Raw genomic sequence first — 15,735 nt, 5'->3', positions numbered from 1 at the left:
AAGGTTTTAAATTTAATCTTCTCACGGTAAATTCTCCGATTTAGCTGAAACGTGCGAGGTTTTGGGGCATGGCTAAGTTAAAAAAGTGGCACCCATGAGTGGATTTTTGGGTATTAAGCGTCAAGCGCAAAGGATTTTAGTGTCTAAAGATGGTGGATAATGCTTTGATTTTATCGACAATCCAGTCACGTCTATGCTCATAACTGCGGCCTGTGAGTTTATCCTCACCGCACAGAAAAGCCCTTCTGACACAGCGATTTATCACATGATAGAAGGGCGTTGTATTAGCATCGATAAGCATTCTTCTGGCCGGGGTCATCATCTGCTCCAAACAGACGCAATCAAGATAATGTAAAGGCTAGTATAAGAGGGGACAAAGCACAAAAAGACATGGCTGTCCCCGCTTTTCCCCTTTTCTTCGGGTGTAGAAACTGCCCAGCCCGATTAAAGGTTGGGCATTTCGATTAGTTTTGAGGACGATTGATAATTTCTGGATCTGGGCTTACCAGCAGTAAATCATTTTCATCCGTAGCAAAAATAAACTGGTATTTGCTGACGCCAGTATTTTGAATATTGTTTTGCAGTTGAATAGTTTGCCCATCAGAGCTGACGCTCACTGTTTCAATATGACCATCGAAGGGATTGGTAAATCCAGCGCCAGTTAAGCGCAGTCCCTTAGGTGATGTTGGCTGTGGGACTAACTGGTAAGTGATGGTGGCATTTTCAGTGAGTTCCACATTGCCATCACATTCAATACCCGATTGTGCGTAACCGAAATGTGCTTGTTTTTGAGTATCGAGCGTGACAGATAATTCAATAGGATTGGCTGCATTACAAACCGGTAGTGCCGTAGTATTTAATAGCAGTCTATCGGTATCAGTAACTATGGCGGCACCTTGGTATTGCGCTATCGTAGTTTGCTGACCAAATAGGGCGAGAATATTATAAACTTCAGTTGCGGTGAGGTTATTTATTAATATCTCTTTGTCGAAACTCACCTGTTGGTCAACGGTCATGCTATTGATGAACTGAGGTAAGTTGTCACCGAGTGCGTCGAGCGCTGAAGGGGTATTTAATACCACTTGTAAGTCAGCGCTGTTTTTTATTTTAGCCAGTGCCAAGTCAATGTCTTGTTGAGTGGCGGCTTGGGTGGATAACGATGCCGTCAGAGCAAGCAAAAGTAGTGTTTTTTTCACGATAATTCCTTTTAATTATTACTTGGGTTCTTTAATGTGATTGTAGCGTTTTTTGATAAGCAGAAAAGGGGAGTAAATATATAACAATGTTGTCATTTTTAAAACTAAATAGCGTAATGGAATTGTTTTTTGTGCTGTTTTATTCGTTAGCCTTAGCCTGTATTTTACGGGATTCAGCGTTACTAGCAACCAAAGACAGTGCTGCTATGGGAAAACGGAGTATAAGCGGATGTGTTGTGAGAAATGCTCTGCCGTAGCAGCAGAGCATTTTGAGCTCATTTCAGGAGGCGTTTATCTAGAAAAGATATGGCTGTCCTGAGAGAAATCATGAGAAAAATCCAATCCACAGACCCTAGTTTTTAGGATGGTTGATAACTTCTGGATCTGGACTTAACACCAGTAAGGTATTAGTTGTATTGCTCAGTACAAATTGGAACTTAGTAGTCCCTGGTGTTCTATCGAGGTCTACTAGCTGTACTAACATACCATCGCTGCTGATGGTGACCGCATCGATAATTTTATCGAATGGGGTAACAAAACCCACACCCACAAATTTTAGCCCTTTACCGGTTTGGTCATTCAGCAGGTAAGTTATTGTGCCAGCTTGAGTGACATTGACGTCACCTTGACACTGTTGGCCATTGGCATCCGTATAAATAAATACAGGTTCACCATTTTCTAGGGTGACATTCACTTTTACAAATTGAGCTAAGCCTTGTGGTGCAGTCATCTTTATGTTCCTTGTGTGGTTAGAATCGAATATTTCTAATATCGTTTTTTTCTAAAAAAAGAATAAGCTCTTTATGTGTATCAAGTACTCCTAAACAATCGAGCGATTTTGCATAGGAAATCGTAAATATTGGGTCTTTGTTTTTTTCAGTAAAAGGCGTTATTTTGTTTCTAACACTTTTACATAACTCAATGTAAAATGGCTCGCCCAGTTTTTTATAGATATTAGCTTGTAGTAATTCACTTATTGCAAGGTTTGCTATATAGGTTATTTCTTGATTGAAATCATTTGCTAGTTCTCGATATGATTCGGTTGCTAATTTTGCGAATTTTAAACTCTCTTTTAATTCTCCAATGTTTAGCATGAGTTTTGCCTTGGACAAATAGATTTTTGCAGAGATATCTTTGTATGTTGAGGACTTGATTAGTGAAGATTTATCATCAAAATTCATGTTCGTTGATTTTTCAAGTGCTAAATATTGGCTTTCACTAGTGACGAACTCAATTACTTGTGAATATGAATAATATTTTAACCTTTTCCAACGTTCATTTTCAGGGTCTTGTTTAAATGCATTCTCAATAGTAGCAAGCCCCAAAGAGGCTTTGTTCAAAGCTTCTTTTCGGCGGCCTTGATAACTTAAAAGTGTGGTGATGTTTTGATAACTTCCTGTAAGTCTATCGAGTAAATAAGGCTGTTTTTCAAGATTTTTAGTTACCAAGGCTTTCTGTATTTCTTCATGGATTTGGATAGCGGTATTTATATCCCCTTGTGATACAGCAGCGCTCGCTAGCCAAGAGCGTGCATTGGCCACGTCAGCAATTAATTGGCTATCCTCTGGCGCTTTTGCCAAGGCGAGCAATTTAAGCCGTAATGATTCTTCAAAATCTTGCTTTGCTTTAGCAAACTCCTGCTGGTTCATTGATATGGAACCGAGTGAGTTATGGGCATAGGACAGCTCCATCAGCGCATCTTTATCCTCTGGCGCAATGGCATACATGGCTTGACTGTATTGTAAATATTGCTCCCAAAAAGGGCGTGATGCTGCCCAATCACTCACATCATACTTAAGCTGTCCTAACCAAAAGGCATTGGCACCTAAGGTTTTCAGTAGGGCTAAGTTTTCCGGCAGTAATTCGAGCAGTGGCAGCATTTTTTCCTGTGCCGCGAGTAATGCGCTGCGAGCTTCATCGATTTTATTGCGCGAATAGGCGACTTCGCCCATGGCCTCTAAGGTTTGGCCGTGTTGGAAGCGGGCGTCGAAGCTTAAGTGTGCATCATCCTCTTTATTGGAAAAATCAGTGAAATATTCCAGTGCCTTATTGCTGATCCCGTCGAGTAAGTCCATACGGCCGATGCCGCGCATCTTGTCGGCGAAGTCACCCACCATAAAGCCGAGCAAATCTTCGGCGGCGAGGCGTTTTTGCAGGGCAAGTTTTTCGGCCTCTATGCTGCGCACGCTCATAATGACGGAGGTTAAGGTGAGGACGCACAGCAGGGCGACGGTTAGGCGCCTCGTCCAGCGCAGCATATTGGCGCGTTTGCTGGAGGCTGCGATAAAGGCGGTTTCGGGATCGTCTAAATCGAATAACGGATTTTGGCTGAGGCTTTGGGCCTCTTTTAACGGCTTGCCTTCGGCGAGCAGATAAGCGCTGTGTTTGGCTTCGCTGAGCCAACGCTTAGATAAATGCTGTAGGCGACTCTTAATACTCAAACTGTCGCTATGTTCGCTAATCCAAGCGGTTGCCCGCGGCCAACGGCGTAAAAGTGCTTCGTGGGCGATGCTAAAACAGGGTTCGCCATTTTGCAGATGCGACACGAATAAGCGGCTATCAACCATGGCTTGCACTAGGGCTGTTTCAGCGGTGCTTTGCAGCTGTGACCAGCGAGCGGTGCGGCTGGTGATGGACTTTTCATCTTCGCGCAGGGTCACTAGCAGGGATAAAATCCGTGGTAGGCTGGCTTTTTCAGCATCGCTTAAATGGGAAATCGCCTGCTCGGCATTTTTGCCAATCGCCCCTTCAATACCGCCCAGTGCATGATAAACAGAGACTAACAACTTATCGTCGGCGCTGCGTTGCAAATACAAGGCCTGCAGAGTGTATTGCAACATGGGCAGCGCATCTGGGTTACTGGCGGCATCGCTGCAGAGCATTTCATCGAGCGGCATCGCGGTGTCGCTGTCAACTTCCCAGCTTAAGTTGGCAGCCACTGCGGGAAGGCGGATCATTTGTAATAGCTCAGTGCGTGTTGGCGGCGCTAAGTCAAAGTGGGCGCCGCGGGCTTTACCCGCCATTAAGCTTGGGTAATTGACCAATAAAGGATAAAAATCGTTGCGACAGGCACTGATGATAATCACGGCTTTTGAGGTGGCGAGTTGCTCCAATAATTCTATGAACTGGGTTCGTTCGGTATCGCTAAATAGCGGTGATGAGAGCAACACTTCTAATCGGTCGATAAACAAGGCAAAAAACGGATTGGAAAAGGGTTTAGCCTTGAGCGCTTGGGTACACTGGTTGATCACGCTTTGGATATCTTCGACGAGTTGAATCGCCAGAGTCTCAGCGCTCATGCCTTCGAATACTGGGATGTCGTTGATTTCCCAGTCGAGCATAGCACTGGCAAGATCGGTGAGTAGTTGTCCTTTACTCACATCGGCAAAATCTAAGCTGCTGAATGACGCGACACCAATGCCGTTATAGCCGTCGCCCTTCATTAAATTGGGCACCACACCCGCATTAATCAGGGAGGATTTACCGCTGCCACTTGGACCTAAGATCAGGCAGAAGGCACGGCCAAACAGGATTTGTTGGCTTATCCGGTTAAGCAAAGTGCTGATTTGTTCACTGCGGCCAAAAAACACCTCGGCATAATTAGCGCTATAGGCTTGCAGTCCCGGAAAGGGCGAGCCGCCTTGCCAACTCTGTGGGCTGGCGGTGGCTTGGTGTCCGATAGGAAAACGCACTTCGGCTAAGGTGCGATAGCCGCGTTTGCGTATGGTTTCTATATAGGTGGGTTCTGTGGCGCTATCGCCTAATGCTCGACGTAACTGATTGATAATTTTGTGTAGTGGATTGTCGCCGGTATCTACACCTGGCCAGCAGTGGCTGACTATTTCATCACTGCTGACGACTTCGCCCGCCCGTTGACAGAGAAATAGCAGCACATCCATCGCCTTGGGCTCAAGTTGTTTGACTTGTTTGCCAAGGAGCAGACTATTGGCGCTGGGATTGATTTGCCATTCACCAAAGAAAAATGTGCTGTCACTCATAACGATGTCCATTTATTGAGTATTGACCATGGCACGGTAAAAACTTGCGCTGTGAGTCACTCTTATTGTTATACGTATTGTTATAAAGAACCGTATGCTTGTCATTCAAAGGTCTGACGTCAAGACGTTGACATTATGCCGTTGATGATTGTTATTTAAAAGGAATAACCCTTGATAATCAATGTAAATTTTATCAGGGTGTGGTGTGGTAAATAGTCTTTAGCTTGTCATTTTTCTGTCAACAGTTTGTGCTTTACGCTAGATGTTAAATAAGGTGATGGCTTTTAGGTGTCGATTGCAAAAGATCAACAATAAAAAAGTGCCCGTGATTGGGCACTTTGTATTAGAGAGGAACTTAAGGCTAACAAGCCTGACTTATCAGCACGTTAAGCTAAGTATCTTAACGTTAGCCCCTTAACATTGGTCCCTTTGAATTAGCGCGTTAAGGTTAGTGCCTTGGCTTGATAGCTTAATCTGGCCATTTGACCTTGATCTTGCAGTTCTAATTCATTGAGTTCGAAGGGCGGCTGTAAACCCGAGGCTTGGATGAGCTTAGGATCTAACATCAGCTTTAACCTCGGCGACTCTGGGGTCAGCCAATTGGCCGCTTGGGTGCGTAGAATCGCTACCTTTTGACCTTCGGCATTGGTGCCCGTTAACGTACCACTTAAGCCAAAACGTCCCGCCTCGGCGACCGATAACTCAAAGTTGATTTGGTTAGGCAAGCCTTTATCCCAAACCGTGAGCACTTCGGGCTTGATGCTCGCCGAATTGACATAGGACTTAAAGACAGATTTGACCGTGCGCTGCACAGGTCGGCCATCGACTTGGGTTTGCACTGTGACTTCAATTTCACTGAAACCAGCATTGCTGCTCGAAAGTGCGACGCCCGCGGGGATCACCGCTTGCCATGTCTCCCCTTGTTTTACCATCGTCAGCGGTTGCATATTGCCATCGGCTTGCTTGAGTTTTGCCTGTGGCACAAAGGTGTTATCACTTTGGCTGAGTGCGAGTTCAAGCCCAAGGGTTTGTGCATCCGCCGCGATGGCAGTGGGGGCTTTGACGCTTAGTTGATAGGGCGAGCCTTTTTCCTTCACATTGACTAAGTAGCTGGCGCTCGGTGTTAACGGCTGGCTGACCTGCAGGCGATATTCGCCCGGTGTGGCCTTCGCCGACATTTGCAGTGCACTGGAATCATCGGTTAACCCTGCGCTAGCCAAAGCATCGGCGTTGACCATTGATTTAACCAGTGACTCATTGGTGTTTATCCCACTGCTGTTGGCTGCTTTGCCTTGGGGTGACTGATTAGGGGTAACGCGCTGAATTTGTACGCGCTCAGGGGCAATAGCCTCTGCATGCATTAAGGCGCCAGAGCGGGTATCGCCCCGAGGTGCAATGCGCACTAAGCTCGACGCTTGGCTCATGGTGAGGCCCACGCCCGCATTAAGCTGTGCGCCTGTTACATTGACCCAATACTCGTCACTTTGGCTGGCTTGCTCAAGCTTAAGCATACTCGCTTGATACTCACCGTACAGCGGGGTGATAAAGCTAATGTAATCCGTACTGGTGTTGATGGGCGTGAGTGTTGGGCTGGCAATATTGCTATCGACTAAATCGGTATCGCTCGGCGCGGCTAGGGTTAACCCTTTGGCGTACATTGGGCTGGCATTGGTTTTGGGATCTATGGGTGTGGCTTCATCTTGGCAGGCTGCAAGCAGTCCGCTTAGCGCCAAGACACTGGCAAGTTTGCTGAGTGTGTGCATCTTAGTGCTCCTTAAATGTGGTTGCGGATCAGCGTGTCTAAGTTGAAACACGTACGACGGCTCTGCTGATGGCTTAAGGGCTCTTGGCCACGGGTCTTTTGTTTATCAGTAAACCAGACAGTGCCAGCCGCCTTTTGTGAGCTGCAATTTAAGAAGCCGTCGGAGCAGCTATCGAGCCAGTTTTGGGTGGTTTCGAGCGCGACTTGGTATTGATAACCCGCGCAGTAACTGTCGCTGTCCCAAATGGCGGAATCAACATCTGAGCCCACCACGACTTCGAAGGGTTTACCCAGCGATGGGCGACCCGCTGTGCCATTAAGCCAAGCGTTGTTGTAGTTTTCCATCCAACCGACTTGCTGTTGTTTCACCGCATTGCTGCCATAGCCTAAGAGCCAGCCTAAGCTGGTTTCGAACACATTACCTTGGTTCACCGCATCGGCCAGCGGCGTACCAGCACTGGAAGGCGCGATGGCGATAACCTTTGAGGTGGCGTTGATCACTGCAGGATAACGGCTGTCCCACGTAGGGTTAGATAAAATCCACCGCACTACGTTGCCACCATTGGAGTGGGTCAGCAGAATTAAGTCGTCGATATTTTTGGCTTGGATAAAGCTATTAAGCTGCGTCGCCAGACAACCTGCGGCGCTTTCTTCCCACATATATTGGTCAAAGTCGCAGTTGATCACTGTGTAATTGTTTGGCACTGGGATGCCTTGGCGCACTGAGTTAACAAATTCGGGCGTCCAGTAATCGGCTAAGGCATTGGTCTGGTGACCCGTACCGTGGATAAAGGCGACTCCGGTTGCGGCTAACGTTACAGGGCTGACAGCGAACAGACCCAAGAGCATGAGGGCTTTTTTGATCTTCATGGCTATATCTCGTGTTGTTGGTCTTGTTGATTGTGGCCGCCAGTCCGATGCGATAGTTTAGGGCAAGTCAGTTAATGCAGGATTTGCCGTAAATAAGCTTGAAATCGGCTGGCATGGCTCGGTTTATAGGCGCTTAAGCGCGGGTTACTCACTTTGGGTAAAACATGACTTAAGGCCTGAATACGACGGGATAGCGTGAATGCGCTAGTTTAGGTTGGCATCAAATGTGATTGCCGTAACTTAGCTATTATCAACAGGACTTAACTCAAGCTTATTAACCTAGACGCAACATTTTAAGCTGGCAAGTAAAACAATCATTATAAAATGCAATCGCAGGGTCGCATTTTGAACGGTTCGTTTTAATGTCAAACTAAAGGCTGATAACCTGATGATAAGTAATGCCTAATAAACTAAGTTGTGTTTTATCGTGTTTGAAATAGCGATTTGCTTACACAAAAGAATTTTCTGTGACACCAGCTTAGCGTTTGAGTTAATAGGTTTATCGTTCTGTATATAAAGGTTTTTTGTGATAAATAATTCAAACTCGTCCATTTACTCTGGGATATGGGTATCACTTTAGTGCATTTAAAGACTAAACCGATTAGGCTGAGCTGGGGTAAAGTGGGATAAACGGAATAAACCAACATTGCCAAGATGATATTCTTCTTATCTTAATCAGTCATCTGAGCCATGGATTGACTGGGAGTAGAAAAGTAGCGCGATATGGGCAGGTTTAATCTAAATAGACAACAAACACGGGAGAATAAGTTTGGCGATAGAACATAATGAGATGGTGAGCTGCTTAAGTGGACTGCAATGTCGCACTAATTTCACCATAAAAAACATTACCGAATACATGCTCCCAGACACCAAAGAGGCTTTCTATTTACACCTCGACGGTAAATCTCCGAACTTGATTATTCGGCCCGCGTTTGAGGTTTTTTCTGGAGAACTCGCCACCATTGCAGGCGTGCATGCCAAATACGATTATTTCCACAATGCGGAGATGACCCGTTTTCCAAAGCGTTTGCATAAGAGTCTCACCGAAACCCACTATGGCCTTGCCTTTAGTTTTGACACAGTTGAAGCCGTACAGCAATTCATTACCCGTTTGAGTGCGATAGTGAAAGGCACATAAGCTTTTACTGTATAAATCTTTAATAGAAGGCCGCTTAATTTTTCGATTGAACGGTATCTAAATTTTAACCATGCAGTCCTAGGGTTAAATTCCTCAATATCAATGAAAATGAGGAATTTAACTGCTGCCTTTTTACGCGGCTTTTCAGTATATTCATCAATAGATGAATTTTGCTGGAGCTTGCCATGTCGCTTATTCCCGGTCGCCCAAAGGGGGTTGTGCCATTTATCGCCCAAACTGAATCACAGCCGCAGACTCCTGGTCGTCCTAAAGGGGATTCCGATGCCCGCCAACGCTTAATTATCGCAGCCCTAAGTCTCTTCAGTCATCGCAGTTATCCCAGCGTTTCTACCCGTGAAATTGCCCGCGAAGCCGAGGTTGATGCCGCACTTATTCGTTATTATTTTGGTTCAAAAGCGGGCTTGTTCGAACAAATGGTGCGGGAAACCTTTGAGCCCGTATTAGCGCGTTTTCGCGAAATATCCGCTGCGGATGCTCCTAATAACTTGGGTGAACTTATGCAGACATATTATCGCGTTATGGCACCTAACCTGGGATTGCCACGGTTGATTATACGGGTGTTACAGGAAGGCGATGGCTCAGAACCCTATCGCATTATGTTGTCTGTTTTTGAGCAAATTTTATCCCTCTCGCGGCAATGGCTCGAATCCACATTAGTCAATGCGGGGCTATTGAAGGAGGGATTAGATCCCGATTTAGTACGCCTCAGTTTCGTGAGTCTGATGGTTTTTCCGCTTATTGCGCCACCGGTGTTAATGCGTCAGTTCGGTTTTTTTAGTGCCGATGCTGATGGTTTACAGCGTTTAGCGCTGCACAATATGCAGGTTTTTACCCAAGGTGTACTGCGTGAACCGAGGAAGTCGTAATGGGTGTGAATTTTAAAATTCTGACGCACGTGAGTGTGGGTTGTGTGATCTTGCTATTAGTCGGCTGCACCGAAGCGCCGCCCAGAGTGCTTGGCACTGTCGAGCGGGACAGGCTGACGCTTACCGCGCCCGTAGGTGAGTTGATTACTCAAGTGAATGTGGTTGAAGGTCAACAGGTTAAGGCGGGTGAGGTGTTAATTCAGCTCGATACAACCTCAGCCAATGCGCGCCTCGCCCTGCGCCAAGCCGAGCTTGAACAGGCTAAAGCTAAACTTTCTGAGGCGGTCACCGGTGCGCGTTTAGAGGATATAGAACGCGCCAAGGCCGTGCTCGACGGGGCAAATGCCAGCGTGAAAGAGGCTCAGCGAGCCTTTGAACGAACAAACCGTTTATTTGCCACTAAAGTACTTAGCCAAGCGGATTTAGATACGGCCCGTGCGGCGCGGGATACCAGTTTCGCTAAACAAGCTGAAGCGCTGCAAAGCCTGCGATTGCTAGAAAATGGCACCCGTAGTGAGCAGCTTGAACAAGCTAAAGCCGCGGTGACTGCAGCTCGCGCCAGTGTCGAACTCGAACAAAAAGCATTAGCAGACTTGAGCTTGGTAGCGGCGCGTGATGCCGTTGTCGATACGTTGCCTTGGCGAGTCGGCGATCGCATTGCCGCAGGCACCCAGTTGATTGGTTTGCTGGCGAGCGAGGATCCCTATGTGCGGGTTTACCTGCCCGCGACTTGGTTAGACAGAGTGAAGGCGGGCGATGGCGTCAATATTCTTGTGGATGGCCGCGAGATACCGATTGCTGGCACTGTGCGAAATATTCGCAGTCAACCTGCTTACACGCCATTTTATGCGCTAAATGAACGTGATCGAGCGCGGCTGATGTATTTGACCGATATCACCATTTCCGCCACAGATCAGGACCTACCTACTGGCATGGCATTAGAAGTTGAACTCGATGTGCTGCAACTCGATGTGCTGCAAGGAGTGCAGCAAAAAGTGGAGCAGCCATGAAAAGCGCTGATTTTGCTATCGAGACCCAAGGGATGACCCGCGCCTTTGGTGGTGTTAATGCGGTGGAAAACCTCGACCTCGCCATTCCCAAGGGCACAATTTATGGGTTTCTCGGCCCCAATGGCTGCGGAAAATCGACTTCAATTCGTATGTTGACTGGGTTACTGAGTCCCACATCGGGGAATATCCGCGTATTGGGTGAAACCTTACCCGGCGCCGAGGAAAAACTGCGTCGCCGTATTGGCTATATGACGCAAAAATTCTCCCTGTACGACAATCTTTCGGTGCGGGAAAACTTAGAGTTTGTCGCGCAAATTTATGGCCTTAACCGCCGAGCATCAAAGCTGCGAATAGCCGAGTTAGTCACGCTATACGATTTAGTCGGCCGCGAGAAACAAATGGCGGGCTCCATGAGTGGCGGCCAGAAACAGCGTTTGGCCTTAGCGGCAGCGACCTTACATCACCCCGAATTATTGTTTCTCGATGAGCCGACATCGGCGGTCGATCCTGAAAATCGACGCGAGTTTTGGGAGCGCTTATTCGATCTCTGTGCCCAAGGCACCACGATTCTTGTGTCGACTCACTATATGGATGAAGCCGAGCGTTGCCATGGTCTTGCGATTTTAGAGCGCGGGATAAAACGCGCCGACGGTTCACCCCAGCAGCTGATGGCGGCGATGGGGGCTCGGGTGGTTGAGATCTCAGGGGATGATTTACGCACTTTAAAACAATCATTGATCAGCGAGTCTGCGGTATTGTCGGCGGCGCAAATCGGCAGTCGTTTGCGGGTGTTAGTGCGCAGCAATATTGAAGATCCGCTTGCTTGGCTTAAGCCAAGAGTTGCCAGCCGGACGATGGAAGAAGTGCGCGCTAGCTTAGAAGATGTGTTTGTCACTTGCACCGGCGAGCGCTTGGCTGGGGTTTCCAAGGGAGAGACTGACCATGTGGCGTAGGATTTTTGCGATTGTGGTCAAAGAGCTGCGGCAGTTGTCGCGGGATCGCATGACCTTTGGCATGATAGTCATGATCCCGCTGGTGCAACTGATGTTGTTTGGTTATGCGATCAATACTGATGCTCGCCATCTGCCTGCTGGGTTAGTTAATTTAAGTGATTCAGCCTACAGTCGCGGACTGGTTAAGGCGGTGGAAGCAACGCAGGTGGTGGATTTCAAACAACGTTATTTAAGTGCCGCGGAGGCTGAGGCGGCGATCACTCGCGGCGAAGTCAAAGCCGTGCTGTATTTGCCCGCCGATCTCGATGAGCGTTTAGTGCGTCACCCAAGCTTTGTGGGTCAGCAATATTTAACCCAGTCCTATATCGCACAACCCGCTGGCCAATGGCTGGTGGATGGTTCAGATACGGTTGTCGCTTCAACTATTCGTAGCCTAAGGCAAATGCCACTGGATGAAGTCGCAGGAAGAGCACTAAAAACGGCGATACCTAGTTTTGAAGTGGTGCAATATTTCAACCCAGAACAACGTTCTGTGGTCAACATAGTGCCCGGTCTGTTGGGGGTAATTTTGACTATGACCATGGTGATGTTTACTTCCGCCGCCATAGTGCGTGAGCGCGAGCAGGGCAATATGGAGTTTTTGATCACTACGCCAGTGCGGCCGCTGGAGTTGATGCTGGGTAAAATCGTGCCCTATGTGATCGTCGGCTTTGTGCAAGTGACCATTATCCTGAGCGCAGGGCATTTGTTGTTTGATGTGCCCATTCGCGGCGGGCTTGATTCTATCGCCCTTGCCGCTATGTTATTCATTTGCGCCAGTTTAACCTTAGGATTAGTGATTTCGACCATAGCTAAAACCCAGCTGCAATCGATGCAGATGACGGTATTTATCCTGCTGCCATCAATTCTCTTGTCGGGGTTTATGTTCCCCTACGAAGCCATGCCCATCGCGGCGCAATGGATTGCCGAAGCCTTACCCGCAACCCATTTTATGCGCATGTCACGGGCCATAGTGCTGCGCGATGCCCAAGTGATAGATCTGCAATTTGATGCCCTGTGGATGATAGGTTTTACTTGTATTGGGTTATTGATTGCCAGTATGAGATTTTCGAAGCGCTTGGATTAGCCCTGTATTGAGTTTCATCATCAAGGGCAAAGTGCCGAGTTTTGATATAGCGCAAATTATCAGTAAACAGTCGCGCTAAGCCATTGAAATCGATGTTGCTTAATTAGGATATCCCTTACACTGCCGCTAGGGCGATTGCCGCCATCATGCTTAGCGAAGGGAATTCATTATGCCTCCAATCATTTGTCATAGCGCGCTCGATGCGGTTGCTTTAATTCAAAGCGGCGAGACGCTGTGGACTCATTCCATGGGCGCCACTCCGCGCATTTTATTAGATGCGTTGGCGCAGCATGCACTCACCAAAGAAAATCTCACCCTGTTACAGTTACATACTGAAGGCGCCGAATCCTTAAGCCATCCGAGTTTACAGGGGCATTTACGCCATCGATGTTTTTTCGGTGGGCTGCCAACGCGGGCATTACTGCAAAGTGGTGACGCGGATTATGTGCCGATTTTCCTGTCTGAAGTGCCTAAGTTATTTCGTTCCGGCGAGCAAAAAATTGATACCGCAATTATCCAAGTGTCGCCACCCGATAAGCATGGCATGTGTTCCTTAGGCATTTCGGTTGAAGCAACGCTCGCAGCTTGCCAAGTCGCGGGTAAGATCATCGCTCATATTAATCCACAAATGCCACGCACCCATGGTGACAGCTTTATCCATATCGACCGTTTTGCCGCTGTGTATGAGCAGAGCGCGGCGTTGCCTATTCATTCCTTCGCGACGGGGGATGCGGTGAGTTTGGCGATCGGTAAAAATGTTGCCCAATTGGTGCGTAATGGCGATTGTTTGCAAATGGGTATAGGTGCGATCCCCGATGCCGTGCTGTCTTGCTTAACCGAACATAAAGACTTAGGCGTCCACACTGAGCTATTTTCTGACGGTATATTGCAACTGGTTGAAAAGGGTGTGATTAACAACAGCAAGAAGCGTTTTTATCCGGGAAAACTCGTCACAGGTTTCGCCCTGGGTAGCCAGAAATTATACGACTATGTTGATGATAATCCTGCGGTCATCTTTATGGACATAGAGCAAGTTAACGACACGGCCATTATCCGTAAAAATCCCAATGTGATGGCGATTAACTCGGCGTTGCAGGTCGACCTTTCAGGCCAAGTGTGTGCCGATTCCATTGGCACTAAAATCTATTCCGGTGTCGGCGGCCAGATGGATTTCATCCGCGGAGCAGGGTTATCTGAAGGTGGTCGTTCTGTGATTGCGCTGCCCAGCACTGCCGCGGGGGGAACGCTTTCTCGCATTGCCAGCGTGTTATCACCTGGCGCAGGGGTTGTCACCACTCGGGCCCATGTGCATTACATTGTGACCGAATACGGCGCCGCTAATCTACGCGGCCGTTCACTGCGCGAACGGGCACAAGCGCTGATCGCCATCGCTCACCCAGATTTTAGGGAACAATTAAGTCGTGATGCCTTTGATGTGTGGGGATTAAATCTATAGACTTGTAAATCATGGTGTTATGGCTTGCTGCCTAGTTTGCAGTGGTGCAAGCTCGTTTAAGCGTAAAGGGTTGGTTTTAATACGTCGTTTAATAGCGGTAAAGAGTCATTCGTCTGTCCCGATATGGTATAAACTCTTGGCGGTTTTGACCGACAGACTTATAAAGAAAGGAGTCAATGATTTAAATGGATGAGATTGAATTAAAAGCATATTTAACAGAGAGGGTGTTATCTTTTTGTACACGCTGGAACAGTATCGAAAATACCCTCTATACCGAAAGAACTGCCGAAGAAGATAAGCTACGGCAGGAATTGCCAGTGGCTGAATTCCATTATGCGAAGCAAACCGATTGGTTTGCTTTACTGAATGAGCAAATAGCGCCGTTATTTGACGATTTTTGCACCGATAAGCCCCGTGTTTACGGCGGAAAAGTGCGTAATTCCTTCGGGTTTCCTTCAAAATTTAATGGTTGCGATCATCCTCTTGAAGTGCAAATTACTTTAAAAAATAAAAGCAGAGCCGAAATCTATATTAAAACCAACACTAACTTCGAAGATGAGTATTTGTTTATTGCTCTTAAAAAAGCCGATGAATGGCGTATCGATAGCTATAAAAATCGTCGCTATGGCAATGAGAAATGGAGCGTACAAATCCTTTAATTCAGCTTAATCTCAATGCTTGACGTCAGTAAAAAATGACTAAAGCATTGAGTTTAGTAACGTCGGTTTAATTTAAGTGACGCACTGAGGCACAAAAAATATTGTGTAAATGGAACATTTTTATGCCATTAGATAATGCTCTTATTGCTCGAATCAAAGCCGAGATATTGCGGTTTACAACGGTTGAGGTTGAGCAATTTTTATTAGCTCATCCAGATAAAACCTTTTATGCCTTTGCTTTTGACACCCATGCCGAATACGCAGAATTAAATCTTTGTTTTAATACCGAGGCAGATTTTCAGCAGCGATTGACCTATTACCAGTCTGGGGAATGGGCTGCGTCATACCAAAGCCCTGAGGCCATCCAAGAACTTAAATTCAATACAGGTGACTGGGAGTATCAATGTTTTAGTACATGTTATGTGCTTTCAGAGGATGAGTTGCAGACGATTCAACAGAGCTTACCCGAGGATGACTTTAGTGAGTGGGAGGAGATAGTGCGGCAAATACGCGCAGTGTTTAACGAATGCCTAGTGCAGTTTACCCAAACTGAAGTCTATCAAGCGATTCCTAAAACCGATGGTTTTATGGCCTTTAGTATCGACCATGATGAAGATGTTGCTGATATGCTGGCTGATAGATTTTTATAAAAATTGATTTTAAACACTTTAAAATCATTA

At 47.0% G+C, this 15,735-nt stretch carries 13 protein-coding genes; 8 read left to right on the top strand and 5 right to left on the bottom strand.

Annotation, left to right across the window (positions count from 1 at the left end):
• Positions 1-464 precede the first annotated feature (464 nt).
• From AAA952_RS00565 to AAA952_RS00545, 5 genes are all read right to left on the bottom strand, one after another.
• Positions 465-1,196 carry a DP-EP family protein gene (locus AAA952_RS00565; protein ID WP_338253489.1) on the bottom strand — a complete coding sequence of 244 codons (732 nt, stop codon included), beginning with the start codon at positions 1,194-1,196 and terminating at the stop codon, positions 465-467.
• Between the two features lie 352 nt (positions 1,197-1,548).
• On the bottom strand, positions 1,549-1,926 hold the full coding sequence (locus tag AAA952_RS00560) for a DP-EP family protein (RefSeq protein ID WP_219256172.1): 378 nt from the start codon (positions 1,924-1,926) through the stop codon (positions 1,549-1,551).
• A gap of 19 nt (positions 1,927-1,945) precedes the next feature.
• On the bottom strand, positions 1,946-5,194 hold the full coding sequence (locus AAA952_RS00555) for an nSTAND1 domain-containing NTPase (protein WP_338253484.1): 3,249 nt from the start codon (positions 5,192-5,194) through the stop codon (positions 1,946-1,948).
• A gap of 434 nt (positions 5,195-5,628) precedes the next feature.
• A complete protein-coding gene (locus tag AAA952_RS00550; protein WP_338253482.1) occupies positions 5,629-6,957 on the bottom strand; it encodes a DUF4785 domain-containing protein in 1,329 nt (442 codons plus the stop codon).
• A gap of 11 nt (positions 6,958-6,968) precedes the next feature.
• The gene (locus tag AAA952_RS00545) at positions 6,969-7,826 is read right to left on the bottom strand and encodes a hypothetical protein (RefSeq protein WP_338253480.1); all 858 of its coding nucleotides are present in this window, start codon (positions 7,824-7,826) and stop codon (positions 6,969-6,971) included.
• 790 nt (positions 7,827-8,616) lie between these two features.
• On the opposite strand from AAA952_RS00545, the gene AAA952_RS00540 reads away from it, so the two are divergent.
• The 8 genes from AAA952_RS00540 to AAA952_RS00505 all read left to right on the top strand — a co-directional run bounded on the left by AAA952_RS00540 (position 8,617) and on the right by AAA952_RS00505 (position 15,705).
• Entirely contained in the window at positions 8,617-8,964 is a 348-nt protein-coding gene (locus AAA952_RS00540) for a hypothetical protein (RefSeq protein WP_338253896.1), read from the top strand.
• A gap of 185 nt (positions 8,965-9,149) precedes the next feature.
• Positions 9,150-9,851 carry a TetR/AcrR family transcriptional regulator gene (locus AAA952_RS00535; RefSeq protein WP_338253478.1) on the top strand — a complete coding sequence of 234 codons (702 nt, stop codon included), beginning with the start codon at positions 9,150-9,152 and terminating at the stop codon, positions 9,849-9,851.
• Entirely contained in the window at positions 9,851-10,861 is a 1,011-nt protein-coding gene (locus AAA952_RS00530; protein ID WP_338253476.1) for an HlyD family secretion protein, read from the top strand. Before AAA952_RS00535 ends, AAA952_RS00530 begins: the two co-directional genes overlap by 1 nt.
• Positions 10,858-11,814: an ABC transporter ATP-binding protein gene (locus tag AAA952_RS00525; protein ID WP_105249684.1), complete on the top strand. Its 957-nt coding sequence runs from the start codon at positions 10,858-10,860 to the stop codon at positions 11,812-11,814. The genes AAA952_RS00530 and AAA952_RS00525 overlap by 4 nt, the downstream gene beginning before the upstream one ends.
• Positions 11,804-12,940: an ABC transporter permease gene (locus AAA952_RS00520; RefSeq protein WP_338253473.1), complete on the top strand. Its 1,137-nt coding sequence runs from the start codon at positions 11,804-11,806 to the stop codon at positions 12,938-12,940. Before AAA952_RS00525 ends, AAA952_RS00520 begins: the two co-directional genes overlap by 11 nt.
• A 169-nt stretch (positions 12,941-13,109) precedes the next feature.
• On the top strand, positions 13,110-14,396 hold the full coding sequence (locus AAA952_RS00515) for an acetyl-CoA hydrolase/transferase family protein (RefSeq protein WP_131525689.1): 1,287 nt from the start codon (positions 13,110-13,112) through the stop codon (positions 14,394-14,396).
• Positions 14,397-14,581: 185 nt separating this feature from the next.
• Entirely contained in the window at positions 14,582-15,055 is a 474-nt protein-coding gene (locus AAA952_RS00510) for an NTF2 fold immunity protein (RefSeq protein ID WP_168823102.1), read from the top strand.
• 122 nt (positions 15,056-15,177) lie between these two features.
• Positions 15,178-15,705, top strand: a complete 528-nt coding sequence (locus AAA952_RS00505) for a DUF4303 domain-containing protein (RefSeq protein ID WP_263235567.1) — start codon at positions 15,178-15,180, stop codon at positions 15,703-15,705.
• Positions 15,706-15,735: the final 30 nt, after the last annotated feature.

This window comes from Shewanella sp. M-Br, from assembly GCF_036245925.1.
Classification (GTDB): Bacteria; Pseudomonadota; Gammaproteobacteria; order Enterobacterales; family Shewanellaceae; genus Shewanella; species Shewanella oncorhynchi.
Note: the sequence above shows the minus strand (reverse complement) of the source record. Positions and strands in the feature narration are given on the sequence as shown.

Excerpts from the sequence above, each read along its gene's own strand:
- AAA952_RS00550 (WP_338253482.1), bottom strand. The coding sequence starts at position 6,957 with ATGCACACACTCAGCAAACTTGCCAGTGTCTTGGCGCTAAGCGGACTG.
- AAA952_RS00530 (WP_338253476.1), top strand. The coding sequence starts at position 9,851 with ATGGGTGTGAATTTTAAAATTCTGACGCACGTGAGTGTGGGTTGTGTG.
- AAA952_RS00535 (WP_338253478.1), top strand. The coding sequence starts at position 9,150 with ATGTCGCTTATTCCCGGTCGCCCAAAGGGGGTTGTGCCATTTATCGCC.
- AAA952_RS00555 (WP_338253484.1), bottom strand. The coding sequence starts at position 5,194 with ATGAGTGACAGCACATTTTTCTTTGGTGAATGGCAAATCAATCCCAGC.
- AAA952_RS00510 (WP_168823102.1), top strand. The coding sequence starts at position 14,582 with ATGGATGAGATTGAATTAAAAGCATATTTAACAGAGAGGGTGTTATCT.
- AAA952_RS00540 (WP_338253896.1), top strand. The coding sequence starts at position 8,617 with ATGGTGAGCTGCTTAAGTGGACTGCAATGTCGCACTAATTTCACCATA.
- AAA952_RS00505 (WP_263235567.1), top strand. The coding sequence starts at position 15,178 with ATGCCATTAGATAATGCTCTTATTGCTCGAATCAAAGCCGAGATATTG.
- AAA952_RS00560 (WP_219256172.1), bottom strand. The coding sequence starts at position 1,926 with ATGACTGCACCACAAGGCTTAGCTCAATTTGTAAAAGTGAATGTCACC.
- AAA952_RS00515 (WP_131525689.1), top strand. The coding sequence starts at position 13,110 with ATGCCTCCAATCATTTGTCATAGCGCGCTCGATGCGGTTGCTTTAATT.
- AAA952_RS00525 (WP_105249684.1), top strand. The coding sequence starts at position 10,858 with ATGAAAAGCGCTGATTTTGCTATCGAGACCCAAGGGATGACCCGCGCC.
- AAA952_RS00520 (WP_338253473.1), top strand. The coding sequence starts at position 11,804 with ATGTGGCGTAGGATTTTTGCGATTGTGGTCAAAGAGCTGCGGCAGTTG.
- AAA952_RS00545 (WP_338253480.1), bottom strand. The coding sequence starts at position 7,826 with ATGAAGATCAAAAAAGCCCTCATGCTCTTGGGTCTGTTCGCTGTCAGC.